We start from the raw sequence: 22,411 nt of genomic DNA, 5'->3' as shown, positions 1-22,411 counted from the left end.
GGAGGAGGAAAAGATATGGCTGTTATGTGGTACTGAAGAGGGCAACTGACAGAGCATCCACCCACATAGGTAGATTTTAGGCAGCAACAAACGACAGTGACCATAAATGAATACAGTCATCCTCTCCTCTGTCCTTTTGCCTGAGCGTTTCGCGTGACTGATAAGTCAGCCTCACTTTCGCCTTCGGCGCTGTAATGACAATCGCTGACAAACAGCGTTTGTTTACAGTCTCTCCAGAGGCTCGTCCAGTAACAGTCCTCACCACAATGTGGCACCTGAAAGAGTGCTTTACTAGCGGATAATCCACTAACTAAAGTTGCCTCGTCGGTGTGGGGTTAGTCCCCACTCTCCTGCTACCTTCATCCGAACGGATCTTTTTGAAAATGCGTGTTAAATAACAAGCCATTAATCAAAAAGGGCATTAGCATGCGGGATATAAATCAGAGGCTCAAGAGGTGTAGATCACAGTTTGAAATCGATGTGGTTTGCCTGCGGTAAATTTGAACAAACAGTAATATTAAAGGGCAGTACAGCGCTGGTTAGCACTATACTGCCCTTTGTTGGCTATTACTGAGCCCTTATTTAATTCCAAGGCTAGATTTCGACTTCGTTACCCTTAGGGTTAGGGCCAAAGCGGTTAGTTTCAGATTGACTGTCAGACACAAAAAAGTACAACAATACAAAAGCACCGATGAATGGAATAAGTGCGATAAGGAGCCACCATCCTGATCTATCCGTGTCATGAAGACGACGCACAGATACGCCAAGGGCAGGTAGGAATACCGCTAAAGAATAAATACCACTTAGTAATCCATAGCCAGTTTCAGGGTTTAAGGTGCCGGTGATGTTATCAAGGATACCTAGTAGGATCCCTGCGATGACATTGAAAAGTACAAAGAACCAATACTCCTTACGACGCGCTCGGTCTTTAAAGTTAATGTAATTCTTCAATACCTTGATATACCAATCCATGATGATTCCTTGTCAGTATGCTTGCTTTTTAATCATATAGTTATAACAGCAAAGAAAGTGGAAAGGCAATGAAGGACAACATTCTTTAACTGGCGTTATGACCTCTTAAATGTCATTGGTACTTAGTAGAAGTGGCTTGCTGGTTGCTTTTTGAACTAGATGTGAATTGTTGACGTATAACATGGTTACTAAGTGAACCAAACTCAATTGAGGATACGTCATGGATAATGTGAACCAATCAGGCAATATCGCGACAATCATTGGTATAGCTGATGCAACCCACTATTTAGTGGGGCTGACCGATGCTGGTAATAATTTTGTAGGCTTAAATGGCGCCGGTTCAGGCGAGTGCGTGAACTCGATTGTAGAAGCTAAAGCCCTACTAAAAAGCCATGACTATTCGGTTGCCAACCTTGAATATCAAACCGCCTATGATGAAATGTGTGGGCTAGACAATGCGGGCAATTATCAACAAGTAATAAATTTATAAACTGCCTAATGGTGCGAGCCATGTAATGATGTTCTGCTCGCACACTTCCCTCTCTAGCAGCAAGCATTAATCCGATTGCGGCCCTCAGCTTTAGCACGATATAGCGCGGTGTCAGCAGCGCACAATAATGCATTTGCAGTTCTGAATTGGCCGTTAATTTCACTAGCATGGCCTTGGCTTACACTGACTGTAACTGATATATCCAAACCGATATCCATATAGGTCAAAGCATTAATGTTTTGCTGTATTAACTGTGCAGTTTGCTGCACTTCTTCGGTATTGCAGTTAGGCATCACTAAAGCAAATTCTTCACCACCATAGCGCGCTGCAGTGCAATCTTCATTAGGTAAGGCGCTTTTAATTGCGTTGGCTATCTTTTGTAAACAACGATCGCCCATGACATGGCCATAGTTATCATTAAATGATTTAAAGTGGTCAATATCGATGATTAATACACTGATCGGATCGCCTTGTTCAAGGCAGTTTTTCCAATGATGTTTTAAGTCTGCATCAAATACTCTTCGGTTCGCTAATTCAGTTAAACAGTCAGTCGATGCCCATTTATAAAGCTGTTGATATTCAGCGCGATACTTACTTAAATCTCTGATGATGATGCCAAATAAAGGCTCAGACATAGGAAAATGAGTGATAGACATTTCCACATCAATGGTTTGGCCATTTGACATGTTAAGTGTCGTTTCATTAGGTAAGTGATTTAGCGGTCTTGGCTCTAATCTAGATTCAAGGATCATTTGTTGATAGTGCGACTTTTGCGGCTCACACAAATAAGACTGCCAGCGCTGACCAATTAACGAGTTTGCTGAGCTTTTATCGCAATCAAGCAATAAAGATACTGCATGTCGATTTGCCATTTGAATATTACCAAACTCATCGACAACAATCATCGCTTCCATCATGTGTTCAACTAAAGTTGATAATGAGCTGAGGGCGTTACCACCGAGTTTAGTTTCTATAGCGTTAATATCTGTATTGACTTGATTGCTATCAGCCTTATTCGCACCAGTATTAGCACTGGTACTAGCATTAGTATGGGCGCCAGTGTGATTACTAATAGTCTGGTTGCTAATCGTGCGATTACTAATAGTGTGATTACTAATAGTGTGATTACTAATAGTGTGATTACTAATAGTGTGATTGGCTAAATTGTTTGATAAAAACTGTGGTTCAAGTTTTAAAGGGTTAGTACTCGGTGGACGTTCATTGACGCCAAATTGACAATTGATATTGCCCGTCTTGGTGTCGCCAATAAACATGTCCATATTCACTTGAGAAATTTGGGTTAATTGATTCTCAGCAGTGGAAGTGAGTTCTAACATAACGAGTATCCTTACTAGAAAGTTAATATCGCCGCAGTGATTGCGTTTTCTAGTGATTACTCTATCGAACTCTGTTAACTACAACCTTTCGCTAACCTTCCGAGTTAATCCTTTGTATTAATTAAACTTTTATATTTATCGCCTGAGGGTCAGGGCTCACTAATAACAGATCACTGTCATCACTACTAAAAATAAACTGGAATTTACCGATGCCTAGATTTTCAATATTGTTATTTAAATAGATGGCTTGGCCATCATCGCTGACAGTTACTTGTTCAATATGTGCATCGAAAGGGTTAGTAAAACCAGCGCCTTCAAAGCGCAACCCCTCTGGAGTGCGTTTGCGGTGAACTAGGCTATAAGTGATAGTGGTATTTTCAGTTAACTCGACATTACCATCGCAAACAACGCTAGACTGTTGGTACTTAAACTGAGCTTCTTTGGCTTTATTCAAAGTCACACGCAGTTTAATCGGTTTTGCAGCATCACATAATGGTAAGACAGCATTTTCAAGTAATAACTCATCTGTTTCTGTATAACTTAGCGCATCAGGGTACTGGCCAATGGTGGTTTGTAAGCCAAATAGTGACAGAATTTGATACACCTCTGTCGCAGTCAAATTTGTTTGTAGCGCCGAATTATCAAAAGTTATGCCTGAATTGCCATTTGAACCAAATTGAATGCTGTCGATAAAAGCCGGTAAGTCGCTACCCAAAACATCGAGCGCGGAAGGCGCATTTAAAATGACTTGTAAGTCGGCGGTTGATTTTAAAGGCGCAAATGCGGCATCAATTTCTAGTTGCGTGGCAGCTTGCGCATAAGAAGTCGAAGCTAATAGTAAGCTTGTGATGAGCGCTTTTTTCGATGTTGCAAGGGGTGCATTTAATAACCTTTTAGTTTAGAAAGTGGTTTTCCATAAAGCTCTGTTTTACATTGTAATTCCTTTTAGGTGAGTATAAAAAATAGTCAGCCATAACCTAAAGTTAGTTACTAAGGACTCTCAATTATCATTAAGGATGTAATTGTGGGGTGAGGAATTGAAAAAGGACTCAAATTGAGTCCTTTGCAGTTAGCTATTTTTACTTAATATCGTTAGTTATAACGATATTAAGTATTAAAGAACAAAAGATTAATTTAATCGTCAATTTGATAAAAATTGAAGCTTAAGTACTTCATATTGAATTTGAAAATATAAACTAGTTTTCTTCTCTATTAATCACTTGTGGATCTTTAGATATTAACATTAATGAGTTTTGCGCATTACTTAGTACAAATTGGAAGTTAGTTTTACCCGTTATTTGGTCTAAATCTAATAGATGAATAAGCTGACCATCATTACTGACTGTTACAGCATCAATAATTCCATCAAAAGGTGTATCAAATGTAGCTCCTATGAATTTTAAGCCTTTTTCTGTTTCATCTGATAGCTCATAGGTAATAACACTTTTTTTGGTTATTATAATTGGTTCGTCATTATTACTGTATGAAAATATTGGAATATTATTCTTACCTAAAGTAACTGTTAATGTGATGAATATTGCGTGGCCAGTAGTATTTTCCATAGTAGCTCCATTGTTTTTAGTTAATTAAATTGATATTGATGCCGGCTTCATTCATGTTACGAATAATCGTTGAATCACTGGGGATACTAAAACCTAAGCATTGCATAGACTTTAAATATGGTATCGTTATTTGGGGGTTAAAGTTTTTCGTAACAATAAGTGCGAGTCGAGTTTTTGACTGTTCACAAGGTCGAGTGTCAAACGGAGGCTGCTTTATTTTTCTTAGGGCTTGATATGCAAGGAGTTGACTTGAAGAAAGCAAGGCTTTGTATTTGACTTCTTGATTGAAATTAGCTGAAATCTCAGTAAATTGCTCGGTTGCAATATTAGCTAGATCATTACTTTTTTTGAATTGTTTTAATTGATAAAAGTATCTTGCTGAGGATAGGTTGTATCTTGCATTAACATACATACTTTTAGGTGAATTATTTAAACGTTTGTTTGATTGCAGCATTTTACTAACAATGTCCACATTATATTTAATACTTTCTGAATTAGTGGGGTCTACAAGCTCTAGTAAGCGAAATAATGAATAAAATTGATTAATTTGCCACTGTTCGTTATCGGGATCTTGAGTAAGCGCCTTGTTTATAGTCATTAACCCTTTTTGTGCCACGTAAAAAGCTTCTTCTTTTTTATTTTGAAAACGTAGCAAGCTTGATAGGAATTGATAGCTTGAAAATAGTCGATCTAATGCATAAGGAGTTAGTTCGGCTGAGGAACTTAATAGCTCCAACTGCAGTTTTTCGTGTAATTTAATAGCTTTATTTACGTCTCCTTGCGCTATTACGGCATTTGCTAACCAAGAACGGGTATCAGCAATATCAGCAATTAGCTGGCTACTTTTTGGTTCTCTAATTAACGCATTTTCTTTTAATGCTAAAGATTGTTGAAAGTAATCCACTGCAATATCAAAATTTTGTTGGTTTATCGAGATAGAACCCAATGAATTATTTGCATAGGAAAGCTCCATAATTGCATCATTATCATCAGGTGCTAAGTCATACATGGTTTGGCTGTAAGCTAAGTATTGTTCAAACCATGTTTTAGCTGCTTGCCAATCACTTTGGTCGTAGTCCAGTTGCCCTAACCAGAACGCATTAGCCCCTAAGGTTTTTAGTAGTTCGAAATGTTCAGGTTGCTCAATTAATAATGCGGTGAGCTTTTCTCTAGAAGCTAACAAGGCTTCTTTGGCTTCGATAGTTTTACCCCGTGAGTAGGCGACTTCACCCATGGCCTCTAAGGTTTGACCGTGTTGAAAGCGGGCCTCAAAACTTAAGTTGGTATCGTTTGGGTTCGAAGCGTCACTGAAATATTCCAGTGCTTTTTTGTTGATACCATCCAGTAAATCCATACGCCCAATACCGCGCATTTTATCGGCGAAATCACCCACCATAAAGCCGAGAAGGTCTTCTGCTGCTTGCCTTTTCTGTTGGGCCATTCTTTCTGCTTCGAAGCTTTTAACGCTGGCCAAAATCGAGGTGATCGTGAGTAAAAAGAGTAGCGAGATGGTGAAGGTTTTTTGCCAACGTTTGATTTTTTCGTGCTTACTCGATGCAGTAATTAATTCAATTTCTTCAGGCTCAAGCTCGAACAAGGGATTATTTTTGAGTGACTTGGCTTCTCTGAGTGGTTTACCGTCAGCCAGCAGGTAGGCATGGTTTTTGTTTTCTTGTAACCATCGGGTGGATAAATGATGGAGTCTGCTTTTAATTCGCAAACTTTGGTTATGCTCAGCTATCCATGAGGTTGCCCTTGGCCAGCGGCGCAGTAGCGCTTCGTGGGCGATGCTGAAGCAGGGTTCGCCATTTTGCAAATTGGACACGAACAAACGACTGTTAATCATTGCCTGAGTCAGGGTGCGTTCTTCTTTGGTGTGCAGCTGTGCCCAGCGCGCGGTGCGACTAGTGATCGATGACTCGTCTTCCCTTAGCGTCACTAACAGTGAAAATACATGGGGCAAGCTGGCTTTTTGCTGGGGGGTGAGCTCTGCTATAGCATCTTCGGCATTTTTGCCTATTGCCCCTTCAATGCCGCCTAACTCTTGATACACGCTAAACAGCAATTGGTTGTCTTTACTGCGCTTTAAGTAAAGTGCTTGCAGCATGTATTGCAGCATCGGCAGTGCGTCGGGGTTACTGGCAGCTTCTGCGCAGAGGATTTCATCTAAAGGTGTTGCAGTATCAGGGTCGCTGGTCCAAGTTAAATTAGCCGCAATAGCGGGCAAACGGATCATTTGCAGCAATTCGCTACGAGTCGGTGGCGATAAATCAAAATGCGCCCCACGGCCCTTTCCTGTCATTAAACTAGGGTAGCCAACCAGTAATGGGTAAAACTCATTTCGACAAGCACTTAATACAATAATGCAGCCAGAGTTGGCGAGTTGTTCGAGTATGCCAACAAAAGCAGAACGCTGCTCATGGGTGAAAAGCGGTGAAGACAATAACACTTCTAGACGATCGATAAACAAAGCAAAATGAGTGTGAAGTTGACGGTTAGCTTTAATGGCTTGTTTGCATTGATTAACAATCGCCTGTGGTTCTGTAATGAGTCGGTGGGAAAGCGAATCCGCACTGTCGCCGTCAAACACAGGTTGGTCGTTAACTTCCCAATCAAGCATCGCTCCTGCAAGTTCGATAAAGAGTTGTGATTTAGCGACATCGGCAAAGTCAAGGCTGCTGTATGCGACTACATGCACCCCGTTATACCCTGATCCTACGGTAAGATTAGGAATAATGCCTGCATTGATTAACGATGATTTACCACTGCCGCTTGGGCCGAGTAATAAACAAAAACCGCGACCGAATTTAACTTGCTGGCTAATACGCTCAAGTAGCACGCTAATTTGTTTACTGCGGCCAAAAAAGACTTCATAGAACTCTTCTGAGTAGGCCTGAAGACCAGGGAAAGGTGAACCAGCACTCCACTGCTGATGGTTAGCAACTGTTTCATGACCTATGGGAAAATTAACATCGGCGAGGGTGCGGTAGCCTCGTTTACGAATGGTTTCAATATAACGTGGTGTTGTTGCTTTATCTTCTAGTGCTCGGCGTAATTGATTGATAATTTTGTGCAGTGGATTATCGCCAATATCGGTATTAGGCCAACAGTGATTGACGATATCATCGCTACTGAGTACTTCACCGCTGCGTTGGCATAATAAAACCAATACGTCCATAGCTTTGGGTTCAAGCTGTTTTGTTTTTTTACCAAGGTTTACGCTATTGCTATTGGGATCAACCTGCCATTCACCAAAGAAAAAAATCTCGTTTTTCATTATCACATTCCATTGAAAACCCAGTGTTATGCTTCATGCATTCGGTAACAGCTTATCGCGATTGCGTTTCATTAGTATTTACTTATACCAACTTATGGTTAGATTGTAACCACTTAAAGTGTAAAAGGGAGTAAAAAACAAACTAATTAAGGAATTAGAAAAGAGAGCGAGGGTGACCTTTAACTGGAGGCTTGTTGTCAGCGATATAGTTGCTAAAGCAAAGAGTATTCCCTTGCTGTTGCAGAAATACTTAAGCGTATCTTTTTATTATTTTCTTACAGCCACTGTTATCACTTAAGCCGAGCCAGTGCCTTAGCGGTTAACGCTTCGGTGTATGGGTTAATCTTAAAGTGGTTGGGGCTCCAGCCTTTTACAAACCGCTGAAAGTCGGCCCAAGCGATTGAATATAATGGCCGCCATGTTTGCTCTAATTTATCTGTACAAATGTGGGGTTGGTGATGCTTGGTGCTAATGACTAACTCGCTAAAGTAATAATTAAGCCATTGTGTAATTTGCGATTCATCTTCTGAAAAAGTCATCACGCTGCTCAGCAATAATGCCACATCTTTCATACCGCAGCCTTGGCCAACATATTGAAAATCTACCGCAGCTGCTTGTTGGTGGTTTTCGGTAAAGCAAAAGTTAGCTAGCTTGGCATCACCATGGACTAAAGTTTGAAATGGAGTATTGCTGAGCGCTGTATCTATTTGTTGTGCAGCGGATTTTAGGCTTGAATCTTTGAGAGCTGCTAGTTCGTCTGGGCGGGTATCAAGGTGCCAATAAGTACCTTGTTGCCAAAGTTTTGCGTGTAATTGCTTACTTACTTTATCTGTGAGCACTTTATCTGTGACTAATTTGTGTTTGTTGTCTGAGTAGTGCGGTGATTCGCTCGTATCACGGTTTTGGTATAAGAATTGGCCATGAAACTGTCCTAGCCATTTAAGGCAAGCTTTAATAGCAATATCATCAGCACGGGTGAGCACTTTACCAAAACCAACAGTGGCTAAGTCCTCAAGTATCAATAAGCAGTCATCACCATCTTGTTCTAGATATAAACATTTAGGCACCCGATTATCTTGGCTACATTGATTGGCGTAATCTTGATACCAATTAAACTCTACTTGATATGATTTTATTTTGCGCTGATGAGAAAGGGCTGTATTCCAACCTTTCGGGTGCGACTGTGCTGCGGTGCTATCTTGTGGGTCCATCAAAGGTAGCTTGATGTGTTTAACAATGACGCTGTCATAGGTTGAACCTGATAAGTGAGCTCTGAATAATTCTCCGTAACCACTCCAAAGTGATTGGATTAGTTCTACTTGAGTAATGTCAGTGGCACGAGTTTGCCGTTTAATTTGATCAAGCAGTTGTGGATTAACTTCAAAGGCATCAGTATTCATTGGTATCAGTTATCTCAATTTCATTTTTTAACATGTCGATAAGGTGCAGCACTGGGCAAATTGTATGGCCAACTCACTAATAAGTGAAATAGTTCTCAAGTCTGATGGAAAAGCCATTGAGTTTTAAATCAATTAGCGTAATTTGAAAACATTGAACCCTGTTGGAGCTCAGAATGAAACCAGGAAAAAATGATACAAAGTTGCTAAAACTTGCCATGGAAATTGGTGAAGGATATGCCAAAAAAAGAGGTTTTAAAGATTTTGGAGTGGGGATTTCACCAAAGGATAAAGTGGAGTGCATCTATCGCTTATTGGTGCAAGATGGCCTGATACAAGCGTTAGCTGAAGATAAGGATGATGGGCCAAACAGAAAACACAAACTGGTGTTATGGATAAGTAAGCAACTACCGCCAGAGCACCCGTTACTGAATTAATATTGAGGCGACACTGCATTGCATCAATATTTGAAAAAATCAAAAAGCCAAGCGACTGCTTGGCTTTTGTGGTTTAGCAAGGCCGTAACATTAAGATTTAGCTTCGATTTCGTTTTCTACTTCTAATTCTTCTGGAGATTTGAGCACATCTTTTGGTTTTGTCACACTGCCAATAGGGGGATATGCCACACTGTCTTTAAATTTATCACGGGTGTCTTCGCTGTAATTAGGGAATGGTAGTGCTTCTTCATCAATAAGTTGGCGAATCGTTTGTTCTGCCCGTTGCTGCACTTCTAAATCAGCAGGTACGGCATTATTTAACACCACGTTTTGACCTATTGGCGCAATGTGAATATCGAGCTCTTTCATAATATTCAGCAAATGAAAATTTAAGTCTTCGGCAATACCAAAGTATTCATTGATATCCCCAGTATCAATGTAGGCATTGACATTCACGACAAAGGCATCACGTTCGATAGCAAGAAAGCGTGCTCGCTGGGCAACCTCTAACACTCTTGGATGTGATAACAGTAGTTTACGTAGCTCCATCAATAGCATTTGCAGCTGTTCTTTAGTGGTATCAAGGCTAATACGTAAATCATGCTTATAGCGGCGGCGATCGATTACCGAGAAGTTCTCTAATTCTTGAGAAGAAAAAACCGAGTTAGGAATATGCACTACGGTGCGATCGAGCTTTCGAATTCGAGTCGAACGCAAACCAATCTCTTCAACCACTCCTAAGGTCGCACCAAAGCGACAAAAGTCCCCAGGTTTAATTGGTCTTGCAGCGTATAACGTCAGCGCGCCAAACACATTTTCTAATGGTTTTTGCGCGGCTAAGGCGATGGCTAAACTACCGACACCTAAACCTGTCAAAATCGTCGCCATGTTGTAGCCTGAACTTTCAAACCACATTAATGCGATAACGACCACAATGACGATTTTTAAAATGGCTACCATAGGGCGGAGTAGGGCTACACTGTAGCTTTTATCTTGGTCATGTAGTTGTTTTGATTTATAGGCAGAGTAAAGCTCAACCAAGCCAAGAATTAATATGGTGTTGGCCAGATACAGCAAGGTACTGTTATCAAACCATACTCTTGCTCTGACGGATAATCCGAGTGCGAGCGCGGCATATTGCAATAAAGATAAATACAGGAACCAACGCAAACTACGCCCACAAAAGCGGCTTAATCCTGCGATTTTAGGTTCAAAGTGCTTTGCGATACTGATAGCCGCAAGACTGATTAACCCCGTACCAATCCAACCAAAAAGAATGCTTAAACTGAGAATAAGTAATTGCCAGTTTTCCATATGAAAAGCAGAGAATTCAGGTAGGAAGTTAGCAAGTGCTTCTATTTGGGGGCTATATCCGTATTCATCCCATAGTTCAGGTATTTTGGCGACAGTAGCATTAGATATTTTCCAAATCTTACCGCCTTTACCGTCGGGCACATGCTGCATATAAACGGGAACGGGGCCGGTATTCGTTTCTAATACGCCAAGCAAATCTCGGTAACTTGGGAGTTTGTCATTTAAGTGGCCAGTTGGTTGGTCGCTAATTTGTGACAAGTCGATGATGTTTTGTTTGTTCCATAAAATGACCAGTTTACGGAGTAATTCGGGGCCATCTTCTGGGTTAATACCTTTTGGCAAGTATCGTAAATCAACAAACTCGGCAGCGGCTTGCCAGTCATTTTCTTCTATGGCTTGACCTATGGCGATTAAGGCGGTCAATGGTGTTTCGCCATCTCGAGCCATGATTAAGCCACCTTGGGCTTCGGTGATGGCTTCGCTGCGTTTTTCAGCTTCAGCGACTTTTTTTAGGTTGATATCATCTGCAGCAGTAACAGAAAAGACACTACATTGAATACTGAGCACAAATAAGATTGAGAAAATTTTACGCCAATGGTGTCGTCCCATGAATATGTCCCTAAAAGCCCAGTTACTGTATCAAATATATGCGTTTTAGCGGCAGACTGCTAGGGTGATTTATCATAAGTTTCACAAAGTTAGTTTAAATGGTTTACATTTGCGGTGATAATTTTGTCTGTTACTAAAATTGTTTCGACTTTTTACGTGACGTGAGGCAAAAACCGTATGTTTCTTGGTGAGTTTGTTTGGTTTATAGCAAGGTTTAATTGCTTATTTTTGAAGTATATTAAGATGACATTGATTATAAATCATTAATATGGCTGGTTAAGTTTGATGAGTGTCCTACACTGTTTTTAGTGAAAAATTTAATAAAGATGTGTTCGGCTTATTAAAAGCTTACTTATGTGGCTCGATGACACCTATGGCTCAACAAGGAGGTTGTATGATTAAACAGGGAAGAGATTGCTTAAAGCATGCTAAATCAGCTTATAGGCGTGTAGTAGGGGGAGGGATAATCATTGCCTCGCTTGTTATGCCTAATCTTGTTATAGCAAAAGGTGAAACGGGCCAGTGGAACAATAGTATTGAGCTGTATGGAATGGCGTTGAATATCCGCGGCGATACGACTCTTCTTGATCAAAACCTAGAGGTAAATGTCGACCCTAAGTTTATATTGGATACCTTGGAAATGACCGCCATGGTTCGCTTTGAGAGTATCTATGATAACCAATGGGGATATTACATTGATTATAGTTTCATGAAGCTCAATGGCGAAACGAATAACGTCTTGGATAATACTAATAACTTGGTATTAAAGGGGGATATTGATATTCGCCAAGGGGTACTAGAGGCTAAAGGGTTTAAGCGTTATGACTATGGTGATAGCACGTTAGATTATATGGTTGGCTTACGCTGGTGGGATAACGACATCGATATGCAACTGTATCGTAAAGACAATAATACCATATTCAGTGACATTAACTTTGAAGATGATTGGATTGACTTTGTGGTTGGTGTGCGCTGGATAAAACCGATAAATCAAGATTGGTTATTTTACATCAGTGCTGATGCAGGGATGGGCAGTGATACTGATTTTACTACCGCTATTCAATCTGGCGCACGGTATCAAATTAACTCATGGTCTGATTTGAATTTGGCTTATAAATCCACTTGGGTTGATTACGATAATGAAGATAACTTTGCTTATGATACGGCATCGCAAGGCTTTCTAATCGGTTGGGCAGCTTACTTTTAGCCTTAGCTGACGATTAAGAGTTGAATGTATAAAGGGCGCCCTAATAGAAGTCGTTGGCGCCTTTTTTGTGCCTTCATCCCATTAATTTGCTGGTAGTGGATTACCTTTTAACGAGATTGCGTATCTCAGTAAAGTAAAGCCTTCTTCTTCATATTGTCTGATAAACGTCATACCTAACTTTTTAATGATGTTGACTGACCCAAGATTCACATCCACCACTTCGCCGTAGACGATATCTAAATCCATGTGCTGCTTTGCAAACTCAATACAGGCTTGATTTGCCTCAGTGGCATAGCCCTTTCCCCAAAAATCTTGATGTAAACGGTAGCCGATATCGATAGCATTTATTCGCGAGTCATTTTTAAAACCACAAAAACCAATGACTTGATTTGTGGCTTTATGGACTACAGCCCAACGGGCAAAGCCGAACTTTTTATATTCCGCTAACCATATCTCTTGGATAATATTTTCAGCATCTTTTAGCGTGTTACATAAGCCTGCATCGCCAGTGTAGCGGGTGACTTCTTCTGAATTAAACTCAAGCACAGCCTTTGCATCGCCAAGATTAAATTCACGAATGATTAGGCGGTCTGTTTCAGTAATTATTGTCATTATGATCCTTATAAATTTTGCTATGCCATTTAATTACAGAATTGACGTTCACATGGCACACCGTCAAAGTCACCATCCATTTGAGTATCAGGACAATGATTAATATAGAAAATCGCTTCTTCACATGATCGCATGTGGCTGCAGTGAGTTTTACCCGCCTCGCAGCTAAACTGCGGTGAAGATTTTGTCGATTGAGTCGGACTGTGATCTATCGTGACAGGCTGAACTAGACTCGATTGACCGGGAGCATTCGTTACATCGTAGTAGGCTTGAATAGCAAATCTGCCAATGGCGATGACAATTAAGATAATGACAATGCGACTCATCGTACCCGAAGCCGTGGTGGCTTTTTTCATTTTTATTGGTGGACGCTGCTTTGCTTGATGATTTTTGCCAGAGTTATGGCGAGATTTATGAGTAGGATTGATAGCCACACCTACGATGAGTGCTTTGCCTGCTTTAACTTTTCCGTCAGCTTGCTGCTCTACAACATATTCAATCTGATCGCCAACTATGGGCTTTCTAGCCATATGTTTAAGGGTTGAGATATGGATAAACACGTCTTTGCCACCCTTATCAGGCTCGATAAACCCGAAGCCTTTACTGCCATTCCAGCGAACTAATCGACCTGTTTCCATCATCACTCGTATTATTTCCCTTTGAAAGGTTTATTGTTTTATACACATTATAAAATTCATTAAGCCTATGCTAGGTTATTAACAGAGCATAATAAATTGTTTTTATCTGCGGCTTAGACATCTAGCTGTTCACAAGGAAGATAACATGAAATTACCAGCACGCTTTGCTGCTATACCCGTATCATTGTCAGTCACACTGGCTTTAGCCACAGCATTAAGCAGCACCTCACTTTATGCTGAAAACTTTGATGCTTCAGTGATGAAGTCTATGCCCAAACTTGAAGCGCTCTATACACTTTTGCATCAATTTCCAGAGTTGTCTTATCAAGAAAAAAACACCAGTGCCAGAATGGCTAAAGAGCTATCAGAACTTGGTTTTGACGTGACTGATAACTTTGGTGGCTACGGTGTGGTAGGCATTTATAAAAATGGTTCGGGGCCAACGGTTATGATCCGTGCAGATATTGATGGGCTACCAATTGTTGAGCAAACAGGTAAATCTTATGCTTCAAAAGTCACTACGGTTGATGAACATAATAATACCGTTGGGATCATGCATGGTTGCGGTCATGACATCCATATGACCAGCTTTATTGGTGCAGCAGAACAACTGATGAAACATAAATCAGAATGGAAAGGCACGTTAATGATGGTAGCTCAGCCCGCAGAAGAAGTCGGTGGTGGAGCCAAAGCTATGCTAAAACAAGGCCTGTTTAGCAAATTTCCCACTCCAGATAGTGTGATTGGTTTACATGTGAGTGCAGGCATTCCCGCAGGTAAAGTAGGCGTAGTAAGCGGTTATGCGCTTGCCAATGTTGATTCTGTGGATATTACTATTAAAGGTAAAGGCGGCCATGGGGCGTATCCTCATCTTACGATCGATCCCGTGGTGATCGCAGCAAGAACAGTATTAGCACTGCAAACTATCCCAAGTCGTGAAGTATCCCCCCTTGAGCCCAATGTGGTTACTGTTGGCTCAATTCATGGTGGTTCTAAGCACAATATTATCTCTAATGAAGTTAAACTGCAGTTAACACTGCGCTCGTACAATCCTGAAGTAAGGGAGCAGCAAATAGCGGCAATTAAACGCATTACCAAAGGGATTGCGTTAAGTGCAGGCTTACCTGAAGAGCTGGCGCCTGAAGTGTATGTGCATGACGATGAAACGATTCCATCAACCTATAATGAGCCGCAATTAGCTGCAAAAGTACAAGCCAGTATTGAAACTGAAATTGGTAAGGACAATGTGGTTATCGCCCCGCCAGTCATGGCTGGCGAAGATTTTGGGTTGTACGGCCGCACTGAGCAAAATGTGCCGATTACCCTATTTTGGTTGGGGGGTGTAGAGCCCCAAAAGTATCAGGCCAGTCTAGATTCTGGTGAGCCATTACCTTCATTGCATTCGAGCCAATTTGCGCCAGATTATCCACTTACGATTAAAACTGGCGTGCGAGCGATGACCCGCACCGCAATGGATTTATTCAATGGTAAATAGCATTTAAAACAGCGAGTAGATAACTCACGCTGATGATGTCACGCTATAATAGCCGTTATCATAGGGGTGACGTCATCCCTTATTTAACTTAGGTATGAGCAATAATGATTACGTTTACGACTAACTTGGGTGATATTTGCATTGAGCTTGATATGGAAAAAGCGCCAGTCAGTTCAAAGAACTTCTTACAGTATTGTAAAGATGGCTTTTATGAGCACACGATTTTTCATCGCGTGATTAAAGGCTTTATGATCCAAGGTGGCGGATTTACTGCCAAAATGAAAGAAAAACCGACTCGCGATCCGATTGTAAACGAAGCTAATCGTGGTTTAAGCAATGTATTAGGCACCATTGCAATGGCGAGAACCGATGCGCCGCATTCAGCTACTGGGCAGTTTTTTATTAATGTTGCTGACAATACCTTTTTAGATCATACCGCTACGACCAATAATGGTTGGGGTTATGCAGTGTTTGGCAAAGTGATTGCTGGTATTGAAGTGGTAAAAGAAATTGAAAAGGCTAAGACAGCCACTATTGCAGGGCACGATGATGTTCCTAAAACGCCTATTATCATTGAAAAAGTCACGATTGAAGAGTAAGGCTTGTTTGACTGAGTGAGCATTGCCTTAGCTTTTCTGAAAGCATGTATCGAAAGCATACGCCTTCGATACATTTTTTATTTCAATGTCATTGTGCTAGCGCCGAACGAACAAATATAAAAGGAAGCTCATTTGAGCCTTACACCACAAGATAAGCTGCAGCTTGCTCAAGCAAAACAGTTACTCGATAACCCGGGACTTGCGGCTAAGATGACCGATTTTATTGGCACGCCAATCGAGAAAGGTTTTGCTATGCTGCCGAAAACCGTGAGTGAAGGGATTGGCAAGGTGACGCAAGCGGCGTTGATGAAAGCATCAAGTGCAGCGTTATTTACCATGAAAGATGTACCGGGCGAGCAATCATCTGATCGCTGGCACAAATTAGGTGTGGCAGTGAGTGGCGGTGTTGGCGGCTTTTTTGGCTTATCAGCATTGGCACTGGAGTTGCCTATTTCAACGACTATTATGCTGCGATCCATTGCGGATGTTGCTCGCAGTGAAGGCGAACAGCTCACCGATGTGCAAACTCAATTAGCTTGTCTTGAGGTTTTTGCACTGGGTGGTGAGTCTAACGACGATGATCAAGCTGAAAAAGGCTACTTTGCGGTGCGAACCGTTATTGCAAATTCACTGGCTGAAGCTGCTGAGTACGTTGCCACAAAAGGAATTAGTAAAGAGGCTGGCCCTGCCATGGTGAAATTAGTGGCAGTGATTGCAGAACGATTTGGGGTACAAGTCACTCAAAAAATGGCAGCGCAGGCAGTACCTGCAATTGGCGCAGCTGGTGGAGCAATCATTAATACTTTGTTTATTGATCATTTCCAAGACATGGCAAGAGGCCATTTTATTGTGCGCCGCCTTGAGCGATCGTATGGTGAGGAGCAAGTGAAATTAGCTTATGACAGTTTACTGATCGAAGATTAAAACACGTTAAATAGCACTTCAGCATTAACTTCTGTAATGACCAACAGCTTGGAACTCACTCCTTTCTTAAGTCCATAATTAATCGTAACAATTAATCTGTGTGAACTTTCATCAAGACTCGTTATCTTAATAACATAAGCAATCATTAATGTTGACGTTATTACAAAATCAAAGGATACGATTTCAGGATGAATTTATTTAATCGAACCAGTTTGAATACGCTACTGGTAAGTTGCACAGGTCTATTGTTAGCTGCTCACTGTCAATCTATCGCTGCTGAAACCTCGTTTACTCCTCAATTTACCGCTCATCATATTGATGCTGATTTTGAGCTAACTCAAGGCATAGTGAGTGCCAACATTCTTGAGCATCAAGGCAATGAATTAATTGCTGTAGGCGTTGATGATAATCACGAACGCTGGTTAGCTATTTATGGTTTTGAGAATGAGGCATTAGTGCAGCTTGATAAATTAAAGCTCTCAAAAGATATATATAGCTTTGATATTAATGAGCTAGAACCAGCTAAAGTCTCAGGTTCTAATCAAGCTGAAGTACTTACTCAACAGCTCTTTTTCGTTACCGATAATGCCTTACTGCAATATTCACCAGCGCAAAACACGTTGTTAGTATCAACGACTGAACCTAATGAGTCATTAGACTCCGTTGATGCTATGCCCACCCAAGGTTCGCTTAAAAAAGTGGCAGATATTCAGTCTATTTCTGTGACGACGCAAGCTGATTATATTTCTCGCGGCAATTTCGTGATTGATATTAACAATGATGATATTGCCGATATTCTTATCAGTGACTTTAGAGAAACGGCTGTGCTATTAGGCCAAGCTGACGGTGGATTTATCCAACAATCTTTACCCCTTCTTCCTGTGGTTGAGCTTAAAAATAATGGGGCAGAATATAGTCATGCCAAGCTGTATCACAGTGATATGAACTTTGATCAGCGCGATGACATCATTAAAGTTGGTGAAGGCTCACTTGAAGTCTATTACCAACAAGAAGATGGGCAGTTTTCTGAAATCGCAGAGTTTATCTCAGTCAGCCAGCCGATCAGTGGTGTTGATTGGTGGAATAAACGTGATGCCTATGGTGAGAATTTAGATCAAAGTGATTTGCTCTACCGCAAAGTTGAGCGCATCGGTGATGTGAATGGCGATGGCATCAGCGATCTGGTGGTGAGATACACTAAAAGCTCAGGCGTACTCGATAGAGTTAATGATTATGAAATTTACTTAGGCATTAACAATAATGGCAAGTTAACCTTCCCTCGAGAAGCAAACACCACCATTAAAGCGGATGGTACGCTAACAGGCTTACGTTTTGAAGATCTTGATAATGATGAAGTCGATGAAGTGATTGTCGCAGGTTTTGATATTGGTTTGTCGCAGATTGTCAGTGCGTTATTGTCTGGCAGTATCGATCAAGATGTACACGTTTTTAAAATGAATGATGCCAGTATGTTTGCAGACAAAGCCAATGTCAGTAAAGAAGTTGAGCTGAGTTTTAGTTTAACCTCGGGCCAAAGTGGTGAGCCAGTGGTTGCTTTAGCGGATATTAATGGTGACGGTTTTAAAGAATTATTATTGTCAGATGATAATGAAGAACTCGATATTTACTATGGTCAAGCGGGTAGAGAGCCTTTTAAAAAGCGCGCCGAAGAATGGTCTGTAACGATCCCTGTTGAAGGGGCCATGTTATCAGCGGTAGATATTAATGCAGACGGTAAAGATGATTTATTGCTTAAATTTGGCAGACAAGATCCTGAAAACCTACAGCGCCGCTTTAGTGTGTTAATTGCCAATTAATGCCGATTTTTCATTCTAGTTTATAAACTAAATAGCCAGCACTACTGCTGGCTATTTTTATTGGTCGTTGTTCAAATATTTATCGATTTAGTGGTGCCTGTTTAAGCTAATGATAAGCCTACTCTTTGCCTGAAGCTGGCGTTATATTAGGTTTTGCTGAAAGTGATCAACCTCAAATAAACAGATAAAGATCGTAAAAATCGGTTTTGCTTTTCGATGATGAGCGTAAACTAATCTTAAACATGTAAATTAAATGCATGATTAGGTAATCATCAGGAGAAAGGCAATGTTCTGTATTCAATGTGAGCAAACAGTGAGAACCCCAGCAGGGAATGGTTGTAGTTATTCGCAAGGCATGTGCGGCAAGCTAGCATCGACGTCAGATCTACAAGATCTGCTTATCTATATGTTGCAGGGCGTATCGGCATATGCTGTAAAAGCGCGTGAATTTAATATTATCAATACTGAAATTGATACCTTTGTACCTAAAGCATTCTTTGCCACGTTAACTAACGTGAACTTTGATGATGAACGTTTAATGGATTACGCCTATCAGGCGCAAGATTACCGTAACGAATTAAAATCAGCTTACGAGCAAGCGTGCGCCGACAAAGGCGTAGAGCCTGAAGCTGTTATTGCACAAGGTTCACTAAACCTTGCTGCTTCAAAACCTGAAATGTTAGATCAAGCGCCATTAGCACTGCCAAACCGTGGTGACGTCCACGAAGATATTCTTGGCCTTCGCTTATTGTGTTTATACGGCCTTAAAGGCGCAGCTGCTTATATGGAGCATGCGCGCGTATTAGAACAAACAGATGCTGATGTTGCTGGTGAGTTCCATCAAATCATGTCTTTCCTTGGTGAGGATTCTGTTGATGGCGACAAATTATTTGGCACAGCAATGCAAATTGGCCAACTAAACTACCGCGTGATGGCGATGCTTGATACAGGTGAAACCAGTGCATTTGGTCACCCTGAGCCGACTGAAGTGAATACCAAGTCAGTTAAAGGTAAAGCGATTTTAGTGTCTGGTCATGACATGAAAGATCTTGAGCTTATCTTGCAACAAACTGAAGGCAAGGGCATTAACGTGTTTACTCACGGCGAAATGCTACCGGCTTTAGCTTATCCAGAATTTAAAAAGTATCCGCACCTTGTAGGCAACTACGGTAGTGCATGGCAAAACCAGCAACGTGAATTCGGCACTTTCCCTGGCGCTGTTGTGATGACATCTAACTGTATTATCGACCCGAACGTGGGTGAGTATTCAGATCGTATTTTCACTCGTAGTATCGTTGGTTGGCCTGGTGTGACTCACGTTGAAGGTGAAGATTTTAGCGAAGTGATTGATAAAGCATTAGAGCTTGAAGGATTCACTTATGATGAAATCCCTCACAAGATCACCATTGGTTTTGCTCGTAATGCCCTAATGGAAGCTGCACCTACAGTGGTTGAGAATGTGAAAAACGGCTCAATTAAGCATTTCTTCTTAATCGGTGGTTGTGACGGTGATAAATCTGAACGTAGCTACTTTACTGACTTAGCTAAATCAGTGCCTGACGACACCATTATCCTGACACTTGGTTGCGGTAAGTACAAATTCAATAAACTTGAGTTTGGCGACATTAATGGGATTCCTCGCTTATTAGATGTGGGTCAGTGTAACGATGCTTACTCTGCTATTCAGTTAGCATTAGCGCTTAAAGATATCTTTGAATGTGACATCAACGAGCTACCATTAAGCCTTGTTCTATCTTGGTTTGAGCAAAAAGCGATTGTGGTGTTATTAACCCTATTATCGCTTGGTGTTAAAAACATCCGTACCGGTCCGACGCCGCCAGCTTTCTTAACTGAAAACTTAGCTAAAGTGTTAGAAGATCAGTTTGGTTTACGTAATACCACTGATGTTGAATCAGATCTTAAAGCAATGATTAAGGCCGCTTAATCAGCTGTATACGGTGATATAGGCTATCAGCTTGTATCACCGATTTACATCTCTAGTTATTTATCATTGACCTAGTGAAAGGTGCCCTATGAGCTCATCAGGATTTTCATTTTCTGCAGCACTATCTGCGGTGCAATCAACAAAAGACGAGATCAAAGACTCAGCTGAAAAAACCAAAACGGTATCGGGTTTTTCAATGTCGAATGCACTAGCAAGCACTGCTAATAAATCGGCTGCATCGCTTAATTCTGATGCTGAATTTTTAGCTGCAGATAATTGGCAACGTGGCGATATAAAGCTTCGCTGTGTAGAAAAGTGGAATGAAACTCATGATGTCGTTAGTTTTCGCTTTCAAGGCTTAACGCCGGTTAAATTTAATTACAAACCGGGTCAATTTATTACCTTAAAACTCGAAATTGATGGCGAGATGGTTTATCGCAGTTACACCATGTCATCGTCACCTTCACGTCCCTATTCTATAGTGGTCACCATTAAGCGTATTCCAGATGGCAAAGTATCAAACTTTGCCGCTGATAATATTAATGAAGGTGATGTTATCTCTGCATTGGGGCCTGATGGAGTCTTTAACCTTGTCGATGTGAAGGCAGATAAATATCTATTTTTAAGTGCTGGCAGCGGCATAACACCTATGTACTCAATGTCTCGTTGGTTACTCGATACCAAAGTCGGTAGTGATATTGGCTTTGTGCATAGTGCAAGAAGCGAACAAGACATTATTTTCGCTGATACGTTAAATACGATGGCGCATAGAAGCTCGAAGTTTAATCTGAATTACCTTTTAGAGTCGGCACCTGAGCTTGTGGATGGGGTTAATCACACTGCTAATGACTGCAGAATGTCAGGCCGCTTCGATATGGCAAAGCTTGCTCAGCTGGTACCAGACTTTATGGAGCGGACTATTTTTGTCTGTGGGCCTGAGCCTTATATGGTGGCGGTAAAGTCACTGGTTGAAGCCAGCGGCTTTAATATGCTCAACTTTCATCAAGAAAGTTTCGGTGGTCCAGCAAAACCTGCAGTTAAGGTAAGTCATGCCAATAGTGACAGTGGGTTTATGTTGAGCATTGCTGATAAATCGATTTCCTTATCGGCTGATGACACCTTACTTGATGGTATTGAATCTGAAGGGTTACCGATTATTGCAGCGTGCAGAAGTGGTGTTTGCGGGGCATGTAAATGCCAAGTGACCTCGGGAACAACCGAATCAACTAGCACTGCCACCTTAAGCGAGGAAGAAATCGCAGCAGGTTATGTGTTAGCTTGCTCAACTAAAATTACTTCAGATGTGACATTAAAAATGTAGCTAATGATTCACTCGCAATTAAAACAAAAAAGTCAGCAAATGCTGACTTTTTATTTTTTGAGAGTGAGTTTAAATGTTTAAGTTGCCATTTAATAAGGCATAGATTAAAAATCCCACCCAGCTCGCTGCCAGTAATATCCAAGGGAACTTAGGCGATGAGGTCGGTGCTTCAGCGATAAACTCAATTTCACTCGTTTCTTGGCGTGACTTGGCTTTTAAGTCTTGCTTACGTTGTTTATCTCGGCCGCGGGCTTTTGCCTTTTGCTGCTTTTTATATTCCGCAATGCCTTTTTCGATACCTTGAGCAATTAACTTAGTTTGCTCTTTGGTTTGCGATGGTTTTTGCGTGGCTTTGGCCACTTTCATTGCTTCGTTTTGGGTTTCTTGAGAAATCTGCTTCGCCATGATGCCTACAAATACAGTGTTGAATTCTTAAAGACACTATACCGAATCTTGAG

At 41.1% G+C, this 22,411-nt stretch carries 19 protein-coding genes and 1 riboswitch; of the genes, 9 read left to right on the top strand and 10 right to left on the bottom strand.

Annotated elements, in window-relative coordinates; all coding sequences use genetic code 11:
* Window positions 1-118: 118 nt before the first annotated feature.
* Window positions 119-247: riboswitch (glycine riboswitch) on the bottom strand.
* Between the two features lie 347 nt (window positions 248-594).
* A complete protein-coding gene (locus AN944_RS01590; protein ID WP_055022827.1) occupies window positions 595-972 on the bottom strand; it encodes a DUF805 domain-containing protein in 378 nt (125 codons plus the stop codon).
* Between the two features lie 220 nt (window positions 973-1,192).
* Here AN944_RS01590 and AN944_RS01585 point away from each other — a divergent pair, with 220 nt between their 5' ends.
* Window positions 1,193-1,462 carry a DUF6482 family protein gene (locus tag AN944_RS01585; protein WP_055022826.1) on the top strand — a complete coding sequence of 90 codons (270 nt, stop codon included), beginning with the start codon at window positions 1,193-1,195 and terminating at the stop codon, window positions 1,460-1,462.
* A 53-nt stretch (window positions 1,463-1,515) separates the two neighbouring features.
* On the opposite strand, the gene AN944_RS01580 is transcribed toward AN944_RS01585, so the two are convergent.
* The 5 genes from AN944_RS01580 to AN944_RS01560 all read right to left on the bottom strand — a co-directional run bounded on the left by AN944_RS01580 (window position 1,516) and on the right by AN944_RS01560 (window position 9,038).
* Window positions 1,516-2,799, bottom strand: a complete 1,284-nt coding sequence (locus AN944_RS01580) for a sensor domain-containing diguanylate cyclase (protein WP_055022825.1) — start codon at window positions 2,797-2,799, stop codon at window positions 1,516-1,518.
* 121 nt (window positions 2,800-2,920) lie between these two features.
* Window positions 2,921-3,514 (bottom strand): DP-EP family protein, encoded by a 594-nt coding sequence (locus tag AN944_RS01575; RefSeq protein ID WP_055022824.1) that lies wholly within the window; start codon window positions 3,512-3,514, stop codon window positions 2,921-2,923.
* A gap of 481 nt (window positions 3,515-3,995) precedes the next feature.
* Window positions 3,996-4,361 carry a DP-EP family protein gene (locus AN944_RS01570; protein ID WP_055022823.1) on the bottom strand — a complete coding sequence of 122 codons (366 nt, stop codon included), beginning with the start codon at window positions 4,359-4,361 and terminating at the stop codon, window positions 3,996-3,998.
* Window positions 4,362-4,377: 16 nt separating this feature from the next.
* Window positions 4,378-7,638, bottom strand: a complete 3,261-nt coding sequence (locus AN944_RS01565; protein WP_055022822.1) for a winged helix-turn-helix domain-containing protein — start codon at window positions 7,636-7,638, stop codon at window positions 4,378-4,380.
* Window positions 7,639-7,928: 290 nt separating this feature from the next.
* Window positions 7,929-9,038: a phosphotransferase gene (locus AN944_RS01560; protein ID WP_055022821.1), complete on the bottom strand. Its 1,110-nt coding sequence runs from the start codon at window positions 9,036-9,038 to the stop codon at window positions 7,929-7,931.
* A gap of 173 nt (window positions 9,039-9,211) precedes the next feature.
* Between AN944_RS01560 and AN944_RS01555 the strand changes: the two genes are divergently transcribed.
* The gene (locus AN944_RS01555; RefSeq protein ID WP_055022820.1) at window positions 9,212-9,472 is read left to right on the top strand and encodes a DUF5062 family protein; all 261 of its coding nucleotides are present in this window, start codon (window positions 9,212-9,214) and stop codon (window positions 9,470-9,472) included.
* Window positions 9,473-9,562: 90 nt separating this feature from the next.
* Here AN944_RS01555 and AN944_RS01550 read toward each other — a convergent pair whose 3' ends face one another.
* Window positions 9,563-11,395, bottom strand: coding sequence for a mechanosensitive ion channel family protein (locus AN944_RS01550; RefSeq protein WP_055022819.1), 1,833 nt, complete (start codon window positions 11,393-11,395; stop codon window positions 9,563-9,565).
* Window positions 11,396-11,789: 394 nt separating this feature from the next.
* Between AN944_RS01550 and AN944_RS01545 the strand changes: the two genes are divergently transcribed.
* The gene (locus AN944_RS01545) at window positions 11,790-12,602 is read left to right on the top strand and encodes a hypothetical protein (protein WP_144430113.1); all 813 of its coding nucleotides are present in this window, start codon (window positions 11,790-11,792) and stop codon (window positions 12,600-12,602) included.
* Between the two features lie 81 nt (window positions 12,603-12,683).
* Here AN944_RS01545 and AN944_RS01540 read toward each other — a convergent pair whose 3' ends face one another.
* Both AN944_RS01540 and AN944_RS01535 read right to left on the bottom strand, forming a co-directional pair.
* The gene (locus tag AN944_RS01540; protein ID WP_055022818.1) at window positions 12,684-13,214 is read right to left on the bottom strand and encodes a GNAT family N-acetyltransferase; all 531 of its coding nucleotides are present in this window, start codon (window positions 13,212-13,214) and stop codon (window positions 12,684-12,686) included.
* A 29-nt stretch (window positions 13,215-13,243) separates the two neighbouring features.
* The gene (locus AN944_RS01535) at window positions 13,244-13,852 is read right to left on the bottom strand and encodes a cold shock domain-containing protein (RefSeq protein WP_055022817.1); all 609 of its coding nucleotides are present in this window, start codon (window positions 13,850-13,852) and stop codon (window positions 13,244-13,246) included.
* 145 nt (window positions 13,853-13,997) lie between these two features.
* On the opposite strand from AN944_RS01535, the gene AN944_RS01530 reads away from it, so the two are divergent.
* From AN944_RS01530 to AN944_RS01505, 6 genes are all read left to right on the top strand, one after another.
* Window positions 13,998-15,347 (top strand): M20 family metallopeptidase, encoded by a 1,350-nt coding sequence (locus AN944_RS01530; RefSeq protein WP_055022816.1) that lies wholly within the window; start codon window positions 13,998-14,000, stop codon window positions 15,345-15,347.
* A 104-nt stretch (window positions 15,348-15,451) separates the two neighbouring features.
* The gene (locus tag AN944_RS01525; protein ID WP_055022815.1) at window positions 15,452-15,946 is read left to right on the top strand and encodes a peptidylprolyl isomerase; all 495 of its coding nucleotides are present in this window, start codon (window positions 15,452-15,454) and stop codon (window positions 15,944-15,946) included.
* 132 nt (window positions 15,947-16,078) lie between these two features.
* Complete coding sequence (locus AN944_RS01520) at window positions 16,079-16,870, top strand: EcsC family protein (protein ID WP_055022814.1); 792 nt, start codon at window positions 16,079-16,081, stop codon at window positions 16,868-16,870.
* Between the two features lie 188 nt (window positions 16,871-17,058).
* Window positions 17,059-18,687 carry a VCBS repeat-containing protein gene (locus AN944_RS01515; protein ID WP_082419844.1) on the top strand — a complete coding sequence of 543 codons (1,629 nt, stop codon included), beginning with the start codon at window positions 17,059-17,061 and terminating at the stop codon, window positions 18,685-18,687.
* Window positions 18,688-18,973: 286 nt separating this feature from the next.
* Complete coding sequence (hcp, locus tag AN944_RS01510; protein ID WP_055022813.1) at window positions 18,974-20,632, top strand: hydroxylamine reductase; 1,659 nt, start codon at window positions 18,974-18,976, stop codon at window positions 20,630-20,632.
* An 88-nt stretch (window positions 20,633-20,720) separates the two neighbouring features.
* A complete protein-coding gene (locus AN944_RS01505; RefSeq protein ID WP_082419842.1) occupies window positions 20,721-21,953 on the top strand; it encodes a hybrid-cluster NAD(P)-dependent oxidoreductase in 1,233 nt (410 codons plus the stop codon).
* 69 nt (window positions 21,954-22,022) lie between these two features.
* Here AN944_RS01505 and AN944_RS01500 read toward each other — a convergent pair whose 3' ends face one another.
* On the bottom strand, window positions 22,023-22,358 hold the full coding sequence (locus AN944_RS01500) for a DUF2956 domain-containing protein (RefSeq protein ID WP_055022812.1): 336 nt from the start codon (window positions 22,356-22,358) through the stop codon (window positions 22,023-22,025).
* Window positions 22,359-22,411: the final 53 nt, after the last annotated feature.

The sequence above is a fragment of the Shewanella sp. P1-14-1 genome (assembly GCF_001401775.1).
Taxonomy (GTDB): Bacteria; Pseudomonadota; Gammaproteobacteria; order Enterobacterales; family Shewanellaceae; genus Shewanella; species Shewanella japonica.
This window is presented reverse-complemented; position numbering and strand designations above follow the sequence as displayed.

Excerpts from the sequence above, each read along its gene's own strand:
- AN944_RS01590 (WP_055022827.1), bottom strand. The coding sequence starts at position 972 with ATGGATTGGTATATCAAGGTATTGAAGAATTACATTAACTTTAAAGAC.
- AN944_RS01585 (WP_055022826.1), top strand. The coding sequence starts at position 1,193 with ATGGATAATGTGAACCAATCAGGCAATATCGCGACAATCATTGGTATA.
- AN944_RS01580 (WP_055022825.1), bottom strand. The coding sequence starts at position 2,799 with ATGTTAGAACTCACTTCCACTGCTGAGAATCAATTAACCCAAATTTCT.
- AN944_RS01570 (WP_055022823.1), bottom strand. The coding sequence starts at position 4,361 with ATGGAAAATACTACTGGCCACGCAATATTCATCACATTAACAGTTACT.
- AN944_RS01565 (WP_055022822.1), bottom strand. The coding sequence starts at position 7,638 with ATGAAAAACGAGATTTTTTTCTTTGGTGAATGGCAGGTTGATCCCAAT.
- AN944_RS01560 (WP_055022821.1), bottom strand. The coding sequence starts at position 9,038 with ATGAATACTGATGCCTTTGAAGTTAATCCACAACTGCTTGATCAAATT.
- AN944_RS01555 (WP_055022820.1), top strand. The coding sequence starts at position 9,212 with ATGAAACCAGGAAAAAATGATACAAAGTTGCTAAAACTTGCCATGGAA.
- AN944_RS01550 (WP_055022819.1), bottom strand. The coding sequence starts at position 11,395 with ATGGGACGACACCATTGGCGTAAAATTTTCTCAATCTTATTTGTGCTC.
- AN944_RS01545 (WP_144430113.1), top strand. The coding sequence starts at position 11,790 with ATGATTAAACAGGGAAGAGATTGCTTAAAGCATGCTAAATCAGCTTAT.
- AN944_RS01540 (WP_055022818.1), bottom strand. The coding sequence starts at position 13,214 with ATGACAATAATTACTGAAACAGACCGCCTAATCATTCGTGAATTTAAT.
- AN944_RS01535 (WP_055022817.1), bottom strand. The coding sequence starts at position 13,852 with ATGGAAACAGGTCGATTAGTTCGCTGGAATGGCAGTAAAGGCTTCGGG.
- AN944_RS01530 (WP_055022816.1), top strand. The coding sequence starts at position 13,998 with ATGAAATTACCAGCACGCTTTGCTGCTATACCCGTATCATTGTCAGTC.
- AN944_RS01525 (WP_055022815.1), top strand. The coding sequence starts at position 15,452 with ATGATTACGTTTACGACTAACTTGGGTGATATTTGCATTGAGCTTGAT.
- AN944_RS01515 (WP_082419844.1), top strand. The coding sequence starts at position 17,059 with ATGAATTTATTTAATCGAACCAGTTTGAATACGCTACTGGTAAGTTGC.
- hcp (WP_055022813.1), top strand. The coding sequence starts at position 18,974 with ATGTTCTGTATTCAATGTGAGCAAACAGTGAGAACCCCAGCAGGGAAT.
- AN944_RS01505 (WP_082419842.1), top strand. The coding sequence starts at position 20,721 with ATGAGCTCATCAGGATTTTCATTTTCTGCAGCACTATCTGCGGTGCAA.
- AN944_RS01500 (WP_055022812.1), bottom strand. The coding sequence starts at position 22,358 with ATGGCGAAGCAGATTTCTCAAGAAACCCAAAACGAAGCAATGAAAGTG.